Source organism: Bradyrhizobium sp. P3_C3 (assembly GCF_056402655.1).
This window is the reverse complement of record NZ_JBFUGY010000030.1, coordinates 56965-72289: the sequence shown is the minus strand read 5'-3', so window position 1 is coordinate 72289 and position 15325 is coordinate 56965. Positions and strand designations below refer to the sequence as shown.

The window sequence follows — 15325 nt, the reverse complement described above, 5'->3', positions numbered from 1 at the left end:
GCCGATGGAATTCTTCGAAAGCGCATTCTGGACCGGTTTCCTCTGGCCGCTGATCATCATGGTCGCGGAGAGCGTCCTGGTGCTCGTCGTCCTGCTGGTCGCGATCGCCTACATCCTGCTTGCCGACCGCAAGATCTGGGCGGCAGTGCAGATCCGCCGCGGCCCGAACGTGGTCGGCCCCTGGGGCCTGCTGCAGTCCTTCGCGGACCTGCTGAAGTTCGTGCTCAAGGAGCCGATCATCCCGTCCGGCGCCAACAAGGGCGTATTCCTGCTGGCGCCGCTGGTGTCCTGCGTGCTCGCTCTCGCCGCTTGGGCGGTGATCCCGACCAATCTCGGCTGGGTGATCTCCGACATCAATGTCGGCGTGCTCTTCATCTTCGCGATCTCGTCGCTGTCGATCTACGGCATCATCATGGCCGGCTGGTCGTCGAACTCGAAATACCCGTTCCTGGCCGCGCTGCGCTCGGCGGCGCAGATGGTGTCCTACGAGGTCTCGATCGGCTTCGTCATCATCACCGTGCTGCTCTGCGCCGGCACGCTGAACCTGTCGGCCGTGGTCGAGGCCCAGCATGCCCGTGGCCTCGCCAGCCTGATCGGGTTGCCGCAGCTCACCATCCTGAACTGGTATGTGTGGCCGCTGTTCCCGATGTTCGTGATCTTCTACGTCTCGGCGCTGGCGGAAACCAACCGTCCGCCGTTCGACCTCGTGGAAGCTGAATCAGAGCTCGTCGCCGGCTTCATGGTCGAATACGGCTCGACGCCGTATCTGCTGTTCATGCTCGGCGAGTATGTCGCGATCGTCACGATGTGCGCGCTGGCGACGATCCTGTTCCTCGGAGGCTGGCTGCCGCCGGTGGATCTGCCGCCCTTCAACTGGGTGCCGGGGATCATCTGGTTCTCGCTCAAAGTGTTCTTCATGTTCTTCCTGTTCGCGATGGCAAAGGCGATCGTGCCGCGCTACCGCTACGACCAATTGATGCGCCTCGGCTGGAAGGTGTTCCTGCCGCTGTCGCTGGCGATGGTGGTCGTGGTGGCCGGTGTGCTGCATTTCGCCGGCATCGCGCCGAAGTGAGGGCCGTCATGGGTATCAACATCAACGCCACTGCACGCTCGCTCCTGCTGTCGGAATTCGTCTCGGCGTTCTTCCTCGCCATGCGCTATTTCTTCCAGCCGAAGCCGACGCTGAACTATCCCTTCGAGAAGGGCCCGATCTCGCCGCGCTTCCGCGGCGAGCATGCGCTGCGCCGCTATCCGAACGGCGAAGAGCGCTGCATCGCCTGCAAGCTGTGCGAAGCCATTTGCCCGGCGCAGGCCATCACCATCGAGGCCGGCCCGCGCCGCAACGACGGCACCCGCCGCACCGTGCGCTACGACATCGACATGGTGAAGTGCATTTATTGCGGCCTCTGCCAGGAGGCCTGTCCGGTCGACGCCATCGTCGAAGGTCCGAACTTCGAATTCGCGACCGAGACCCGCGAGGAACTGTTCTATGACAAGGCCAAGCTGCTCGCCAATGGCGACCGCTGGGAACGCGAGATCGCGAAAGCGATCGAGCTCGACGCGCCGTACCGGTGAGATGAGAGCATGATCCTTCCCGCGCTGTTCTTCTATCTCTTCGCCGGCGTTTGTGTCGCCTCGGCGGTGATGGTGATTGTCTCGCGCAATCCCGTGCACTCCGTGCTGTACCTGATCCTGGCCTTCGTCAACGCCTCCGGCCTGTTCGTGCTGATGGGCGCCGAATTCCTCGCGATGATCCTGATCGTCGTCTATGTCGGCGCCGTCGCGGTGCTGTTCCTGTTCGTGATCATGATGCTCGACGTCGACTTCCTCGAGCTGCGCGAGGGCTTCATCGAGTACCTGCCGGTGGGCCTCGTGATCGGCGGCATCTTCCTGTTCGAACTGCTGCTCACCGTCGGCTTCTGGGTCATCAACCCCGGCGTCTCCAAGACGATCACGGCGGCGATCCCGACCAATGTCAGCAACACCGAGGCGCTCGGGCTCGTGCTCTATACGAAGTACATCCACTACTTCCAGCTCGCGGGCATGGTGCTGCTGGTCGCCATGATCGGCGCCATCGTGCTGACGCTGCGCCACAAGGCGAACGTGAAGCGGCAGGACATCAACGTTCAGAATGCACGCACGCCCGAGATGGCGATGGCGATGCGCAAGGTGGCGTCGGGGCAGGGGCTCCAGGACAGCGACGCGGCGGAGTGGGTGAAATGACGATCGGGCTCGGACATTATCTGGCGGTCGGCGCGATCCTGTTCACGCTCGGGATCCTCGGCATCTTCCTGAACCGCAAGAACATCATCGTCATCCTGATGTCGATCGAGCTGATCCTGCTCTCGGTCAACATCAACCTCGTCGCATTCTCGACCTTCCTCGGCGACATCGTCGGCCAGGTCTTCGCATTGCTGGTGCTGACGGTTGCGGCTGCGGAAGCCGCGATCGGTCTCGCCATCCTGGTGGTCTATTTCCGCAACCGCGGCTCGATCGCGGTTGAGGACGTCAATCTGATGAAGGGCTGAGCTCAGTCATGGTTCAGGCGATTGTCTTTCTGCCTCTGCTGGGCGCCATCCTTGCTGGCCTGATCGCGCTGTTCGGCGCGCATGCCCGCCACCCCTCGGGCGACGCGGTCGAGCATCACGGCGATCATGGCCACGGCGACGCGCATGCGTCGGCGGCCCATGACGACCATGGTCACGACGATCACGCTCCCGATGACCATGGCCATGGCCCGGTCGAGCCGCCGGCMGCGGGCTCGCGGGGCGCCGAGCTGATCACGACCGCGCTGCTGTTCGTCTCGGCGGCGCTGTCCTGGATGACGCTGGTCGATGTCGGCTTCATGCACCACGACATGCGCATTCCGCTGTTGCCCTGGATCATGTCTGGCGACCTCCAGGTCTACTGGACGCTGCGGGTCGACACGCTCACCGCCGTGATGCTGGTGGTGGTGACGACCGTGTCCTCGCTCGTGCACCTCTATTCCATCGGCTACATGGACGAGGATCCGTATCGGCCGCGCTTCTTCGGCTATCTCTCGCTGTTCACCTTCGCCATGCTGATGCTGGTGACGGCCGACAACCTCGTGCAGCTGTTCTTCGGCTGGGAAGGCGTGGGTCTCGCGAGCTATCTCCTGATCGGCTTCTGGTACCAGAAGCCGTCGGCGAACGCGGCGGCGATCAAGGCCTTCGTGGTCAACCGCGTCGGCGATTTCGGCTTCGCGCTCGGCATTTTCGCGATCTTCATGCTGACGAGCTCGACCGATTTCGAGACCATCTTCCATGCAGCTCCGAGCCTGACCGGCAAGACCATCGACTTCCTCGGCTGGCACGCCGACGCGCTGACCCTGACCTGCCTCCTGCTGTTCATGGGCGCGATGGGCAAGTCGGCGCAGTTCCTGCTGCACACCTGGTTGCCGGACGCGATGGAAGGCCCGACCCCGGTCTCCGCGCTGATCCACGCGGCGACCATGGTCACCGCCGGCGTGTTCATGGTGGCGCGCCTGTCGCCGCTGTTCGAACTCGCCCCGAACGCGCAGGCCGTCGTGATGTTCTTCGGCGCCACCACGGCGTTCTTCGCCGCGACCATCGGCCTCGTCCAGAACGACATCAAGCGCATCGTCGCGTACTCGACCTGTTCGCAGCTCGGCTACATGTTCGTGGCGATGGGAGCAGGGGCCTATTCGGTCGGCATGTTCCACCTGTTCACGCACGCCTTCTTCAAGGCGCTGCTGTTCTTGGGTTCCGGCTCGGTGATCTACGCGATGCACCACGAGCAGGACATCCGCAACATGGGCGGCCTCTGGCGCAAGATCCCCTACACCTATGCGGTGATGGTGATCGGCACGCTGGCGCTCACGGGCTTCCCGCTCACGGCGGGCTATTTCTCCAAGGACGCCATCATCGAGTCCGCCTACGCCTCGCATAATCCGTTCGCGATGTACGGCTTCCTGATGACGGTCGTCGCCGCCGGCCTGACCTCGTTCTACTCCTGGCGCCTGATCTTCAAGACCTTCCACGGCGAGCCCCATGACGAGCATCACTACGAGGCCGCGCATGAGGCTCCGCTCTGGATACTGATCCCGATCGGCGTTCTCGCGGTCGGCTCGATCGTCGCGGGCTTCCCGTTCAAGGAGCTGTTCGCCGGTCACGGCGTCGAGGAGTTCTTCCGCGAGTCCGTGAAGATGAACCCGCACATCATCGAGGAGATGCACCACATCCCCGAGACCATCGCCATCCTGCCGACGGTGATGATGGTGCTGGGCTTCCTGGTGTCGTATCTGTTCTACATCCGCCGGCCGTATCTGCCGGTCGAGCTCGCGAACACGCAGCCGATGCTGTACCAGTTCCTGCTCAACAAATGGTACTTCGACGAGCTCTACGAGGTCATCTTCGTCCGTCCGGCGAAGTGGATCGGCTATCAGCTCTGGAAGAAGGGCGATGGCTTCATCATCGACGGTCTCGGTCCCGACGGTATCTCGGCCCGCGTGCTGGACGTCACCCGCAACGTGGTGAAGATCCAGACCGGCTATCTCTATCACTACGCGTTCGCCATGCTGATCGGCGCCGCCGGCCTGATCACCTGGTTCATGTTCGGCTTTGGAGGCCAGTAAATGACAACCTGGCCAATCCTTTCGGTCACGACGTTCCTGCCGCTGGTTGGCGCGCTGATCGTCTATCTCAGCCGAGGCGATGACGAGGCGGCTCGGCGCAATGCGCGCTGGATCGCGCTGTGGACCACGCTGATCACCTTCGCGGTGTCGGTGATCCTGGTGATGCGCTTCGATCCGTCGAGCGCCGACTTCCAGTTCGTCGAGAAGGCGAACTGGCTCGCCACCGGCATCACCTACCACATGGGCGTCGACGGCATCTCGCTGCCGCTGGTGATCCTGACCACCGCCATCATGCCGTTCTGCATCATCGCGAGCTGGAAGGCGATCACCAACCGCGTCCGCGAATACATGATGGCGTTCCTGATCCTGGAAACGCTGATGATCGGCACCTTCTCGGCGCTCGATCTCGTGCTGTTCTACCTGTTCTTCGAGGGCGGCCTGATCCCGATGTTCCTGATCATCGGCGTCTGGGGCGGTCCGCGCCGGGTCTACGCGTCGTTCAAGTTCTTCCTTTACACGCTGCTCGGCTCGGTGCTGATGCTGCTCGCCATCATGGCGCTGTACTGGAACGGCGGCACCACCGACATCCCGACCCTGATGCACACCGCCGTGCCGCGATCCCTGCAGACCTGGGCGTGGCTCGCCTTCTTCGCGTCGTTCGCGGTGAAGATGCCGATGTGGCCGGTGCACACCTGGCTCCCCGACGCCCACGTCGAGGCGCCGACCGCGGGCTCGGTGGTTCTGGCCGCGATCCTGCTGAAGATGGGCGGCTATGGCTTCCTGCGCTTCTCGCTGCCGATGTTCCCCCTGGCCTCGCACGACTTCGCGCCGCTGATCTTCACGCTCTCCGCGATTGCGATCATCTACACCTCGCTGGTGGCGCTGATGCAGGAGGACATGAAGAAGCTGATCGCGTACTCGTCAGTGGCGCATATGGGCTTCGTCACCATGGGCATCTTCGCCGGCACCATGCAGGGCGTCGCCGGCGGCGTGTTCCAGATGATCTCGCACGGCATCGTCTCCGGCGCGCTGTTCCTCTGCGTCGGCATCGTCTACGACCGCATGCACACCCGCGAGATCGCGGCCTATGGCGGCCTCGTCAACCGGATGCCGCTCTACGCGCTGACCTTCATGATCTTCACCATGGCCAATGTCGGTCTGCCCGGCACCTCCGGCTTCGTCGGCGAGTTCATGACGCTGCTCGGCACCTTCAAGGTCTCGATCCCGACCGCGTTCTTCGCGACCTTCGGCGTGATCCTGTCGGCCTGCTACGCGCTGTGGCTGTACCGCAAGGTCGTGTTCGGGGCGCTGGTCAAGCCGTCGCTGGCGAGCATGAAGGATCTCACTTTCCGCGAGTGCGTGACGCTGTTCCCGCTGATCGCGCTGACGATCCTGTTCGGCGTCTATCCGAAGCCGGTGCTCGACATGTCGGCAGTCTCGGTCCAGCAACTCGTCAATAATTACAACACCGCTGTGACGGCCGTGAAGGCCGCCGCACTGCTCCAGTGATCGGGCAGGTCAGGATATCGCCATGAGCTTTGAGACTGCAGGTTATCAACTGGCGCCGGTGCTGCCCGAGATTGTGCTCGCGGTCGGCGCCATGGCACTCTTGATGCTGGGGGCCTATCGCGGGCAGGAGACCACCAAGACCGTCACGACGCTTTCGGTCCTGCTGCTGGTCGTGGTCGGCGTGCTCGTCTACGCACAGCCTGCGGGCAAGCACGTCACCTTCGGCGGCAGCTTCATCGTCGACGATTTTGCCCGCTTCATGAAGATCCTGGCCCTGATCGGCTCGGCGGTGACGCTGGTGCTGTCGACCGAGTTCCTGTCGGACCCGTCGCGCCGGATCTTCGAATACGCGATCCTGGTGCTGCTCTCGACGCTCGGCATGATGGTGCTGATCTCGGCCGGCGACTTGATCTCGCTCTATCTCGGCCTCGAGCTGATGTCGCTCGCGCTCTATGTCGTGGCGGCCTCGAACCGCGACAACGCCAAGTCGACCGAAGCCGGTCTGAAGTACTTCGTGCTCGGCGCGCTGTCCTCGGGCATGCTGCTCTACGGTTCCTCGCTGGTCTACGGCTTCACCGGCACGGTCAGCTTCACCGGCATCGCGGCGGCCGCGACGGTCTCGAATATCGGCCTGGTGTTCGGCCTGGTCTTCCTGCTCGCCGGCCTCTGCTTCAAGGTCTCGGCCGTGCCGTTCCACATGTGGACGCCTGACGTCTACGAGGGCGCGCCGACGCCGGTCACCGCCTTCTTCGCCTCGGCGCCGAAGGTGGCCGCGCTCGCCGTTTTCACGCGCGTCACGCTGACCGCGTTCCCCGGCATCGTCTCGCAGTGGCAGCAGATCCTGGTGTTCGTGGCGATCGCCTCGATGGCGCTCGGCTCTTTCGCCGCGATCGGCCAGTCCAACATCAAGCGCCTGATGGCTTATTCCTCGATCGGCCACATGGGCTTTGCCCTGGTCGGCCTCGCCTCCGGCACCGTCGAGGGCGCGCAGGGCGTCTTGATGTACATCGTGATCTATGTGGCGATGACGCTCGGCTCGTTCTCGGTCATTCTGGCGATGAAGCGCAACGGCCAGGCCGTCGAGAAGATCAGCGATTTCGCCGGTCTGTCGCGGACCAATCCGCTGCTCGCCTTCATGTTCGCGATGCTGCTGTTTTCGCTCGCCGGAATCCCGCCGCTCGCCGGCTTCTTCGCCAAATGGTACGTCTTCGTCGCCGCCATCAAGGCGAACCTGTTCACGCTCGCCGTCATCGGCGTGTTGACCAGCGTCGTGGGCGCCTACTACTACCTGACCATCGTCAAGACGATGTACTTCGACGAGCCGGCCGGTCAGGTCGATCCGGTGCGCGTCGAGGTGAAGACTGTGCTGGCTGTCTTTGGCCTGTTCAACATCCTCTTCGCGCTGTTCGCGGGCCCGGTGGTGAGCGTCGCCTCCGCCGCGGCAAAGTCGCTGTTTTAGGATGGGGTTCGCGCTCGGTCCTCGCGCACTCTCGGCGGGCTACAAGCTCGCAGCTTTCGAACGGACCGGCTCGACCAACACCGACGCCATCGAGCACGCGCGGGCCGGCGAACGCGGCCCGATGTGGTTCGTCACCTCCGACCAGACCGCCGGTCGTGGCCGGCGCCAGCGCGCCTGGATCGCGCCAAAGGGCAATCTCGCCGCCAGCGTCCTCGAGGTGCTGGATATTGCGCCTGCGGTTGCCGCCACCATCGGGTTTGCGGCGGGGCTTGCGGAAGAGGCGGCGCTGGAGAAGGTCAGCCTCGAGGCCGCGCTCCGGCTTGGTCCTGACAGGCCCAGATACGCCCTGAAATGGCCGAATGACGTCCTCGCGGGCGGCAAGAAGCTGGTCGGCATTGGGCTCGAAGCCGAGGCCATCGGCGATCGTCTCGCCGTCGTGGTCGGCATCGGCACCAACGTCGTGGCGGCGCCGGAGGGTACGCCGACGCCAGCCGTGTCACTGGCCGCGCTCGGCGTCCAGATCAGCGCGGAAGAGCTGTTCTCGGCGCTGTCGGACGCCTGGGTCGAGTTCCTCGGCATCTGGGACAATGGCCGCGGCTTTGCGGAGATCCGCAAACTCTGGCTGGAGCGCGCCTGCGGCCTCGGCGAACGGGTCGCGATCAACACGGGAACGATGACGCTGGAAGGCATTTTCGACACCATCGACGACACCGGCTGCCTGATCGTCCGCACCGTTGACGGCCGACGCCTGCCGGTGGCGGCCGGCGAGGTGTTCTTCGGCTCGGCCGCCTCCGTGGGAGCTGCGTGATGGCGAAGCCTGACGAACTGGTATTTGCGCCGCTCGGCGGCGTCGGCGAGATCGGCATGAATTTGTCGATCTACGGCCTCGGCAACCGCCAGCAGCGCGCCTGGCTGGCGGTCGATCTCGGCGTCTCCTTCGGCGACGAGGAGCATCTGCCGGGCATCGACCTGATCATGCCCGACATCAGCTTCCTGGAGAAGGAACGCAAGAACCTGATGGGTCTCGTGCTGACCCACGCCCATGAGGACCATTTCGGCGCCATCATCGACCTCTGGCCGAAGCTGAAATGCCCGATCTATGCCACGCAGTTCAGCGCGGCGCTGTTCGAGGCCAAATGCGCCGCCGAGCGCAACGCGCCGAAAATCCCGGTGACGGTGGTGCCGTCGGGCGGCCGCGTCGATATCGGGCCGTTCAACGTCGAGTTCATTCCCGTCGCGCATTCGATCCCGGAAGCGCACGCGCTGGCGATCCACACTGACGTCGGCACGGTGCTGCACACCGGCGACTGGAAGATCGACCCGACCCCGACGCTCGGCAGCCCGACCGACGAGAAGCGGCTACGGGAACTGGGCGAGGAGGGCGTGCTCGCCCTGATCGGCGATTCCACCAACGCCGTGCGTGACGGCCGCTCGCCCTCGGAAGCCGAGGTCGCGCGAACCATCATCGATCTGGTCAAGGCCGCCAAGGGCCGCGTCGCGGTGACGACCTTCGCCTCCAACGTCGCGCGCATCAAGGCCGTCGCTGCCGCGGCCAGGGCTGCCGATCGCGAGGTCGTCGTGGTCGGCCGCGCCATGGAGCGCGTGGTGCAGGTCGCGCGCGAGACCGGTTATCTCGACGGCGTGCAGAACTTCCGCTCGCCCGAGGTCTACGGCCATCTTCCGCAGGACAAGGTGCTGGCGCTGTGCACCGGCAGCCAGGGCGAGCCGCGCGCGGCACTGGCGCGCATCGCCAATGACGACCATCCCGAGATCACGCTCAACCGCGGCGACAGCGTGATCTTCTCCTCGCGCACCATCCCGGGCAACGAGAAGGCCGTCGGCTCGATCATCAACAATCTGGTGCTGCAGGGCGTCGAGGTCCTTACCGACCGCGACCATCTGGTCCACGTCTCCGGCCATCCCCGCCGCGACGAATTGCGCGACATGATCGCCTGGACCAAGCCGCAGCTCCTGATCCCCGTCCATGGCGAGGCGCTGCACCTGAACGAGCATGCCAAGCTCGCGCGCGCCGCCGGCGTGCCGCGCGTCCTGGTCGTTCGCAACGGCGACCTGATCAAGCTCGGCCCGGGTGATCCCGGCATCATCGGCGAGGTGCCCTCCGGCCGGATCTACAAGGACGGCACGATCTTGGAGGACTCCAAGTCCCGCGCCGTGGTCGAGCGCCGCCGCATGGCTTTCTCCGGCTGCGCCTTCGTCGCGGTCGCGATGACGGAGCAGGGCGAGCTTGCCGACGATCCCGAGGTCGATCTCGTCGGCATTCCCGAGAAGAACCGGGACGGCGAGCCCTTCGACGACCTCGTCTTCGATGCCGTGGTCTCCACCATCGAGGGCCTGCCGAAGGCCCGCCGCCGCGATGCGGATGCGCTGGCTGAGTCGGTGCGACGCGCTGTCCGGGCCGTCATCAACGAACATTGGGGCAAAAAGCCCCCCTGTCTGGTACACGTCCTGACGGTGTAGTTGAGCATGGTCTTCGGATCATGCGCTGAGGGAGAAGAAACATGCTGGGTCGCCTCAACCACGTCGCGATCGCGACCAAGGACGCCGTCAAGTCCGCGAAGATCTATGGCGCGGCGTTCGGGGCGCAGATCTCGGAGGCGGTCGCGCTGCCCGAGCATGGCGTCACCACCGTGTTCGCGACGCTGCCCAATACCAAGATCGAGTTCATCGAGCCGCTCGGCGAGGCCTCGCCGATCGCGAAGTTCCTCGAGCGCAATGCCGACGGCGGCATCCACCATATCTGCTACGAGGTCGTCGACATCATCGCCTCGCGTGACACGCTGGTGAAGGAGGGCGCGCGGGTGCTCGGCGACGGCGTGCCGAAGATCGGCGCCCACGGCAAGCCGGTGCTGTTCCTGCACCCGAAGGATTTTTCCGGGGCGCTGGTCGAAATCGAGCAGGCGTAGGGCGCCGGATCATGGCCATCCAGATATCGACCGCGCTTGCGATCTACTTCGTCATCTGGTGGATCGCGCTGTTTCTGACGCTGCCGTTCGGCGTGCGCAGCCAGCACGAGGACGGCGTCGGCGCGCCCGGCACCGACCCCGGCGCACCGGTCCTGACGCGGATGAGAGGCAAGCTGATCTGGACCACGATCATCTCGGCGATCATCTACGGGATCGGCATCGCGGCCTATCATGCCGGCTATCTTTCGATCGAGCGCTTGTCCAAATTGATGGGAATGCCGTTCTAGACGTTTTTGCCGGCAATATTGTTTTGGGGGAAACGAATGACTTTTCAGCGGATCGTCATCGCGCTTCTGGTGTTGATCGTCGCCGGCCTTGGCGCCATCGGCTATTTCGAGTGGAAGATGGCCGTGCAGGTCCGAACGCTGAAGGCGTTCGTCGAGGGCTCTGTCTTCAACGAAGCCGTGATGGCCTGCGAGCAGGCCAAGAGCTCGACGCCGTTTCGATGGAACGGGGGCAAGAGCACCTCGGTGATCGGCCTGAACTCGGTCAAGCTGGACAAATACACCGTCAGCGCCAGCTACACGCTGGTGGCGGACAGCGTCTATTGTGATTACGATCCCATCAAAAGAAAGGCCGAGATCGGCTCGAGCTTCCTTGAGCGGGAGTAACGATCCGGCCATGCCAAGAGCATGATCCGGAAACGTGCGAAGCGGTTTTCCGATAAGATCATGCTCAAATACCATGGGGTGGGATCGTCATGGCCGAAGTGGGGGACTACCGGATTCTGCATGAGGCGGCCTTGCGGGACCATCTCGCGGGCATATCCGACCTGAAGGCACTCATCGGCGGCGAGCCAGCCGCCTGGGTCATCACCGAGGTCGGCGACGGCAATCTCAATCTCGTCTTCATCGTCAAGGGCGCGCGCGGCGGCGTCGCGGTGAAGCAGGCGCTGCCCTACGTCCGCCTCGTCGGCGAGAGCTGGCCGCTGCCGCTGTCGCGGGCCCATTACGAATATCTCGCCTTGTCGAAGCAGGCCCAGCTCGCGCCCGGTCTCGTGCCGGCGCTGCTGCACCACAACGAGACGCTGGCGCTGACGGTAATGGAGCTGCTTGAGCCCCACACCATCATGCGCAAGGGGATGGTCGCCGCAACGCAATATCCCGGTTTCGTGGACGACATCACCACCTTCATGGCGCGCACCCTGTTCTTCACCTCCGACCTCGCGCTGTCGGCGGCCGAGAAGAAGCAGGGCATCGCCGCCTTTGCCGGCAACCACGCGCTCTGCAAGATCACCGAGGACCTGATCTTCACCGATCCCTACCGCATTGCCGAGCAGAACCGGTGGACTGCGCCTTATCTCGACCGCCTGGCCGCAGGGCTGCGCGATGACATGGAGCTGCATGTCGCGATCTCCCGGCTGAAGCTGAAGTTCATGGCAAGTCCCGAGGCGCTGCTCCACGGCGATCTCCACACCGGCTCGATCATGGTGACGGAGAGCCAAACGCGGGTGATCGACCCCGAATTCGCGTTCTACGGCCCGATGGGATTCGACGTCGGCGCCGTGCTTGCGAACCTCCTGATGGCCTATTTCGCCTCCGCCGGCCACGAGCGCACGCCGGGTGAGCGGCAGGCGTTCGAAAGCTGGGTACTGGAGACGGTCGAGCAGGTCTGGAACGAGTTCGCCCGCAAGTTCCTCGATCTCTGGCGCGCTGGCGCCACCGGCGATGCCTATCCGGCATCGCTCTTTGCCGGCGAGAAGGGCGCTGCATGCCTGGAAGCCGAGCGGCAGGCTTACATGCAGCGGCTATTCACTGACACCGTCGGCTTCGCTGCCGCCAAAACCCTCCGCCGTATCTTCGGCCTGGCCCACAACATCGACTTCGAGCTGATCGAGGACCCGCGGAGGCGGGCGATCAGCGAGGCGCGCGCGGTGCGGCTGGCGAGGGCGATGATGGTGGAGGCGGGGGCATTTCCGAACATCTCGGACGTCACCGGCGCAGCGCGAAAACTGCGCGATTGGCAGCCGGAGTTTGCGAACGGCTAGAGGCCGATGCGCTTCAATAAAGCCGCATCGGCAGCAGGACGCCGTCCGTGCCGGCCAGCAGGCCCCAGGTCTCGTTGGCCGCGACCTCGAACTCCCGGATCTGGACCGTGCCGCCCTCGACCTTGAGGGTGACCTTGTACTTGCCGGGCGGCAGATCGATCTTTTGGCTGTCCGGTATTTCGGCTGCGGCGGAGTCGGAGTGCGCCAGTTTCTCGCCGGCGTGCGCCGCCAGCTTGACGGTTTGGTCGGCGACGGTGATGACCGCCGCCTCGTCCGACTTGTTGCCGAGCATCAGCTTTGCCTGCCTCGGCCTCGGCAGGAGGCCGGCATCCGCGATACCCGGCTTGCGCAGCGAAAGTTCGGCGATTGTCCTGTCGTCCTGACGGGAAAGCCGGAGCAGGACCGGACCACGGGCCGTCGTGAAGGTGATCACGGCCCGGTCCGGTTCGACCACCGTCTCGATCCAGCCACGCTTGCCGAGCTCGGCGCGATAGAAGCCGAGCACAGCCGCGAGATCGCGCGGGGTCTCGGCGTAGACCGACGTGATGAACGGCGAATTCTTCGCCGTAGCGATGCTCCAGCTCTCGGGCAGTGGCAGGCCGGTGCCCTGGGAAACCCTGGCTTCGAAGCCCGCACCTGCGCCCCGTGCGACCGCTCTGACGGGGATGCTCAGCAGTCGTTCGACGAAATTATCCGGAGTGTCATGGCCCCGGACCGCCCATCACGTTTCGTCAAGATAGTCGTTCACGCCGGTGGTGCGACTCCAGCTGAACCGGATGCTGTCCGCCTCGCTGTACCTGCCGAGGCTGGCCGCGACCGGGCTTGCCAGCACGGCCGTGGCGGCGAGCAGTCCGCCCGCGAGCAAGATACCTAGCGTTCGGCGATTCATTTTTTCCGCGATCCCTGGGGCTCAGATAACGATCCTGAGCTTGGTCGCGTTGATCACGAAAAATGTTCACTGCTCTTGGTCGCTCATGATGCACCGCAATCGGCGGCTTGCACCGCTTGGGACGCAACCTGGCCTCCGAGGGTCTCGCGAGCGCCGCGTTCCGGAACCCGTCGCCATCAAAACGAAGCTTGCGTTCGACGGGCTACGAATGATCAAATCCCTAATCGGAATACCTGCGTTGTTGGGGGACACATGATGTTCAGGATGATCGCGATCGTCGCTGGTTTGGGGCTGGCGCTCGCCACCTCGGCGGAGGCCCAGGCGCCGCGCAAGGGCGGAACCATCCGCATGACGGCGCCCTACGGTTCGAGTTTCACGAGCCTCGATATTCACACCACGCAGCGCGCCCAGGACGAGATCTACGCCAAGGCGCTGCACCGGTCGCTCTACATCTGGAATTCCGCGGAGGGCAAGCCGGTTCTGGAGCTCGCCAAGGAGGACGTGGTCTCGGGCGGCGGTCTCGTTCACACCTTCAAGCTGCGCGACGACGCCTATTTCCACAACGGCCGCAAGATGACCGCCGACGACGTCATCTGGTCCTACAACCGCATCATGGACGGCACCAAGGCCTATCCCGGCGCGCGTTTTGTTCGTGTGATCGAGGGCGCGGCCGCGGTCGAGAAGGGCCAGGCCAAGGAGATCTCCGGCCTGAAGAAGATCGACGACTTCACCCTCGAGATGAAGCTGACCGAGAAAGTCGATCCGGGCTTCTATTTCTTCACCGCGCTGACCTCGATCTATCCCGCCGACGAGGCCGCCAAGGAGAGCTTTATCCAGAAGCCGATCGGTCTCGGGCCCTTCAAATTCGTCGAGCACGTGCCGGGATCGCGCATCGTTCTGGAGCGGTGGGACCGGTTCTACAAGCCCGGCAAGCCCTACGCCGACAAGGTCATCGTGTCGATCATGGGTGAGGCCGCGGCGCGCGATGTCGCCTTCCGCAACAAGGAGATCGACACCTCGGTGCTCGGGCCCGCCCAGTATGTCGCCTATCAGTCGGACGCCGACCTCAAGGGCACCATCGTCGAAGTCGCCGAGGTCTTCACGCGCTATATGGGCATGAATCCCTCGTTCAAGCCGTTCACCGACAAGCGCGTCCGGCAGGCGATCAACTACGCGATCGATACCGACCTGATCATCAGCAAGCTGGTCAAGGGCAAAGCCTATCGCGCCACCAGCTGGCTGCCGTTGACATCTCCAGCCTACGACAAGGCGATGAAGCCTTACCCCTACGATCCCGCCAAGGCCAAGCAGCTGCTCGCGGAGGCCGGCTATCCGCAGGGCTTCGAGTTCGAATGGACCACCAGCCAGAATGAAAGCTGGGGCCTGCCGATCGTCTCGGCCGTGATCCCGATGCTGGACAAGGTCGGCATCAAGGCGAAGGTCAAGCAGGTCGAAACCGCGGTGCTGGCCGAGGTGGTGCGCAGCGGCGACTACCAGGCCTTCATCTATTCCCAGGCGACCGGCCCGGATCCCCTGGCCGCGCTCAAATGCTTCCACTCCTCGACGCCGCAGCCGGCCTGCAACTACATGAACTACAAGAATGCCGACTTCGACAAGCTGATCGATGCGGCAGGGCAGGCCGACGATCCCGCAAAGCGCACCGAGCTGCTGCAAAAGGCCAATGCGCTGCTCTATGAGGAAGCGCCGGTCTGGTTCTTCAACTACAACAAGGCGGTCATGGCGGTGCAGCCGTGGCTCAAGGGCGTTCAGCTCAATGCGACGGAGCTGACCCATCAGAACGTCGAAGACCTCTGGGTCGGCGAGACCTCGCCCGCGAAGTGACACGCGCTCTCGCGCTCCCTCCATCGCGACGAGCGGTGGG

General features: G+C 64.2%; 16 protein-coding genes. 14 read left to right on the top strand and 2 right to left on the bottom strand.

From position 1 onward, the window contains the following. Positions 1 to 4 precede the first annotated feature (4 nt). The 13 genes from nuoH (at position 5) to mtnK (ending at position 12554) form a co-directional block, all read left to right on the top strand. On the top strand, positions 5 to 1072 hold the full coding sequence (gene nuoH, locus AC1DW2_RS29000) for an NADH-quinone oxidoreductase subunit NuoH (protein ID WP_063982981.1): 1068 nt from the start codon (positions 5 to 7) through the stop codon (positions 1070 to 1072). 14 nt (positions 1073 to 1086) lie between these two features. After that, complete coding sequence (gene nuoI / locus AC1DW2_RS28995; protein WP_027529879.1) at positions 1087 to 1575, top strand: NADH-quinone oxidoreductase subunit NuoI; 489 nt, start codon at positions 1087 to 1089, stop codon at positions 1573 to 1575. Between the two features lie 9 nt (positions 1576 to 1584). Next, positions 1585 to 2223: an NADH-quinone oxidoreductase subunit J gene (locus tag AC1DW2_RS28990; protein ID WP_028149057.1), complete on the top strand. Its 639-nt coding sequence runs from the start codon at positions 1585 to 1587 to the stop codon at positions 2221 to 2223. Further along, positions 2220 to 2528, top strand: a complete 309-nt coding sequence (gene nuoK / locus AC1DW2_RS28985) for an NADH-quinone oxidoreductase subunit NuoK (RefSeq protein ID WP_008547737.1) — start codon at positions 2220 to 2222, stop codon at positions 2526 to 2528. The genes AC1DW2_RS28990 and nuoK overlap by 4 nt, the downstream gene beginning before the upstream one ends. 8 nt (positions 2529 to 2536) lie before the next feature. After that, positions 2537 to 4615, top strand: coding sequence for an NADH-quinone oxidoreductase subunit L (gene nuoL, locus AC1DW2_RS28980; RefSeq protein ID WP_439036702.1), 2079 nt, complete (start codon positions 2537 to 2539; stop codon positions 4613 to 4615). Next, the gene (locus AC1DW2_RS28975; protein WP_135216787.1) at positions 4616 to 6124 is read left to right on the top strand and encodes an NADH-quinone oxidoreductase subunit M; all 1509 of its coding nucleotides are present in this window, start codon (positions 4616 to 4618) and stop codon (positions 6122 to 6124) included. 22 nt (positions 6125 to 6146) lie between these two features. Next, positions 6147 to 7583, top strand: a complete 1437-nt coding sequence (gene nuoN / locus AC1DW2_RS28970) for an NADH-quinone oxidoreductase subunit NuoN (protein WP_063982984.1) — start codon at positions 6147 to 6149, stop codon at positions 7581 to 7583. A 1-nt stretch (position 7584) separates the two neighbouring features. Next, a complete protein-coding gene (locus AC1DW2_RS28965; protein ID WP_135216788.1) occupies positions 7585 to 8391 on the top strand; it encodes a biotin--[acetyl-CoA-carboxylase] ligase in 807 nt (268 codons plus the stop codon). Further along, the gene (locus tag AC1DW2_RS28960) at positions 8391 to 10061 is read left to right on the top strand and encodes a ribonuclease J (protein WP_135216789.1); all 1671 of its coding nucleotides are present in this window, start codon (positions 8391 to 8393) and stop codon (positions 10059 to 10061) included. The genes AC1DW2_RS28965 and AC1DW2_RS28960 overlap by 1 nt, the downstream gene beginning before the upstream one ends. A gap of 41 nt (positions 10062 to 10102) precedes the next feature. Further along, positions 10103 to 10507 carry a methylmalonyl-CoA epimerase gene (gene mce / locus AC1DW2_RS28955; protein ID WP_028149063.1) on the top strand — a complete coding sequence of 135 codons (405 nt, stop codon included), beginning with the start codon at positions 10103 to 10105 and terminating at the stop codon, positions 10505 to 10507. 11 nt (positions 10508 to 10518) lie between these two features. Next, entirely contained in the window at positions 10519 to 10794 is a 276-nt protein-coding gene (locus AC1DW2_RS28950) for a DUF1467 family protein (RefSeq protein WP_038943027.1), read from the top strand. Between the two features lie 36 nt (positions 10795 to 10830). Beyond that, positions 10831 to 11178, top strand: coding sequence for a hypothetical protein (locus AC1DW2_RS28945; RefSeq protein WP_135216790.1), 348 nt, complete (start codon positions 10831 to 10833; stop codon positions 11176 to 11178). 89 nt (positions 11179 to 11267) lie between these two features. Continuing rightward, a complete protein-coding gene (mtnK, locus tag AC1DW2_RS28940; RefSeq protein ID WP_135216791.1) occupies positions 11268 to 12554 on the top strand; it encodes an S-methyl-5-thioribose kinase in 1287 nt (428 codons plus the stop codon). A 13-nt stretch (positions 12555 to 12567) separates the two neighbouring features. Here mtnK and AC1DW2_RS28935 read toward each other — a convergent pair whose 3' ends face one another. Together AC1DW2_RS28935 and AC1DW2_RS28930 are read right to left on the bottom strand one after the other, a co-directional pair. Continuing rightward, positions 12568 to 13059 (bottom strand): hypothetical protein, encoded by a 492-nt coding sequence (locus tag AC1DW2_RS28935; RefSeq protein WP_244623427.1) that lies wholly within the window; start codon positions 13057 to 13059, stop codon positions 12568 to 12570. A 216-nt stretch (positions 13060 to 13275) separates the two neighbouring features. Further along, on the bottom strand, positions 13276 to 13443 hold the full coding sequence (locus tag AC1DW2_RS28930) for a hypothetical protein (RefSeq protein WP_244623428.1): 168 nt from the start codon (positions 13441 to 13443) through the stop codon (positions 13276 to 13278). Between the two features lie 252 nt (positions 13444 to 13695). Here AC1DW2_RS28930 and AC1DW2_RS28925 point away from each other — a divergent pair, with 252 nt between their 5' ends. Further along, a complete protein-coding gene (locus AC1DW2_RS28925; RefSeq protein WP_135216792.1) occupies positions 13696 to 15285 on the top strand; it encodes an ABC transporter substrate-binding protein in 1590 nt (529 codons plus the stop codon). Positions 15286 to 15325 lie beyond the last annotated feature (40 nt).

Coding starts and splice junctions, on each gene's coding strand:
- nuoN (WP_063982984.1), top strand. CDS start 6,147: ATGAGCTTTGAGACTGCAGGTTATCAACTGGCGCCGGTGCTGCCCGAG.
- nuoH (WP_063982981.1), top strand. CDS start 5: ATGGAATTCTTCGAAAGCGCATTCTGGACCGGTTTCCTCTGGCCGCTG.
- AC1DW2_RS28960 (WP_135216789.1), top strand. CDS start 8,391: ATGGCGAAGCCTGACGAACTGGTATTTGCGCCGCTCGGCGGCGTCGGC.
- AC1DW2_RS28990 (WP_028149057.1), top strand. CDS start 1,585: ATGATCCTTCCCGCGCTGTTCTTCTATCTCTTCGCCGGCGTTTGTGTC.
- nuoK (WP_008547737.1), top strand. CDS start 2,220: ATGACGATCGGGCTCGGACATTATCTGGCGGTCGGCGCGATCCTGTTC.
- AC1DW2_RS28975 (WP_135216787.1), top strand. CDS start 4,616: ATGACAACCTGGCCAATCCTTTCGGTCACGACGTTCCTGCCGCTGGTT.
- AC1DW2_RS28930 (WP_244623428.1), bottom strand. CDS start 13,443: ATGAATCGCCGAACGCTAGGTATCTTGCTCGCGGGCGGACTGCTCGCC.
- AC1DW2_RS28965 (WP_135216788.1), top strand. CDS start 7,585: ATGGGGTTCGCGCTCGGTCCTCGCGCACTCTCGGCGGGCTACAAGCTC.
- AC1DW2_RS28950 (WP_038943027.1), top strand. CDS start 10,519: ATGGCCATCCAGATATCGACCGCGCTTGCGATCTACTTCGTCATCTGG.
- mtnK (WP_135216791.1), top strand. CDS start 11,268: ATGGCCGAAGTGGGGGACTACCGGATTCTGCATGAGGCGGCCTTGCGG.
- AC1DW2_RS28945 (WP_135216790.1), top strand. CDS start 10,831: ATGACTTTTCAGCGGATCGTCATCGCGCTTCTGGTGTTGATCGTCGCC.
- AC1DW2_RS28925 (WP_135216792.1), top strand. CDS start 13,696: ATGATGTTCAGGATGATCGCGATCGTCGCTGGTTTGGGGCTGGCGCTC.
- mce (WP_028149063.1), top strand. CDS start 10,103: ATGCTGGGTCGCCTCAACCACGTCGCGATCGCGACCAAGGACGCCGTC.